We start from the raw sequence: 1,624 nt of genomic DNA, 5'->3' as shown, positions 1-1,624 counted from the left end.
GCGATACCGATACCGCCACATCATCGGACCAAACGGCCTCGTCGTTGCCGTCGCGTGCACCCCGCCGCGGGAATAGTCGGGATCGCCGTGCTCGATCGGACGCCTATTGCTCTCACGAGGTTGTAGACGAGGCAAACAGCGGCTTCCGCCACTGGGGCGGGAGGTTGGCCTGTGGCCAGAACGCCAAACATGGGTCGCTTGCTCTTAGCCCTTGGGATCAGCCTAGTCCCTTGTCTCGATCACTTTCAAGGTAAGACCGTAAGTCCGCCTCTGTCGGTGAGGTGGCTCGCGCTACACTGCGCGTCCGAGGGTTGCTCGGGCGGGCCGAGTCGATCCTCATAACAGGAGGACGAGCCGTGGCAGATTATAGGGAAGCATTTGTCGGAATCGATCGCGAAGCTGAGGAACGCCATCGCGATTGCGGACGCCGGCCGGGAGGGAGAGGTTCGCTTTTTCGGCGAGGTCGACGCGTCGGAAGAGAGCATGCGCCGAGTTATCCGGCGGATCGCCACCAAGTTCGATCCGGTGTATTTCTGCTACGAGGCTGGCCCGACCGGCTATGGTCTCTATCGGCTGATCCGATCGTTGGGCCATGAATGCACTGTGGTCGCGCCATCGTTGATTCCAAGGAAGCCCGGCGATCGAGTGAAGACAAACCGCCGGGATGCTCTTGCGTTGGCTCGGCTGCTGCGCGCCGGCGAACTGACGGCAGTGTGGGTCCCTGATGAAGGTCGCGAAGCCATGCGAGATCTCGTCCTGGCACGGGCGACCGCAGTCGAGACGCTTCGCGTCCATCGGCAGCATGTGAGCGCCTTCATGCTCAAGCACGGACCGATCTATCCTCGCAGGAAAGGCTGGTCGATGCGCTATCTGCGCTGGCTGCAGGAACAACCGTTCGATCACCCGGCGCATCAGATCGCGCTTCAGGAAATGGTCGAAGCGGTGCGCGTCTCGAAAGAGCGGGTCGATCGGCTTGAGGGCGTGATCGAGCAGTTCGTTCCGGCCTGGTCGCCGGCGCCGATCGTGCGGGCGCTCCAGACCCTGCGGGGCGTAGACCTGATTGTTGCGGTGACATTCGCCACCGAGGTTGGCGACGTGCAGCGGTTCGAGAGCCCGCGCTCATGGGGTATCTCGGCCTCGTCCCTGGAGAGCGATCGACCGGCGAGACAGTCAGACGGGGCGGCGTCACCAAGGCGGGGAACGGCCGCGTTCGCCATATGCTGGTCGAGAGCGCATGGACCTATAGGCATCCGCCGAGGGTCGGTGCGAAGAAGGTGTACCGTCTGGAGCAGGCACCACCAAAGGTGCGGGAGATCGCCTGGAAGGCGCAGACCAGGCTGACGGCCCGCTATCGAATGTTGAGCGGACGCGGCAAGAGAACAACGGTGGTTTGCACAGCGATCGCCCGCGAACTGGCCGGCTTCATGTGGGCTGTTGCAAGGGAGGCGCAGGCGATCAGGTCGTAGACCGGCTGCGATGGCTTTCATCTCGCGCATAGGCGGAGGCGGGACCACGGCAGGGGAATGCCCGCCAGACGCTTTGTGGGCGGCAAATCGACCGACGCCCGCAGTAAGATAGGAACGGCCCCGGACGCACAATCGGGAATGCGGTAGCCAACCCGCGC

At 63.5% G+C, this 1,624-nt stretch carries 1 pseudogene; it reads left to right on the top strand.

Features of this window, described 5'->3' with window-relative positions:
* Window positions 1-356: 356 nt before the first annotated feature.
* A pseudogene (locus EN935_RS35135) lies at window positions 357-1,466 on the top strand (IS110 family transposase).
* Window positions 1,467-1,624: the final 158 nt, after the last annotated feature.

Source organism: Mesorhizobium sp. M7D.F.Ca.US.004.03.1.1, assembly GCF_003998635.1.
Classification (GTDB): Bacteria; Pseudomonadota; Alphaproteobacteria; order Rhizobiales; family Rhizobiaceae; genus Mesorhizobium; species Mesorhizobium loti.
Note: the sequence above shows the minus strand (reverse complement) of the source record. Positions and strands in the feature narration are given on the sequence as shown.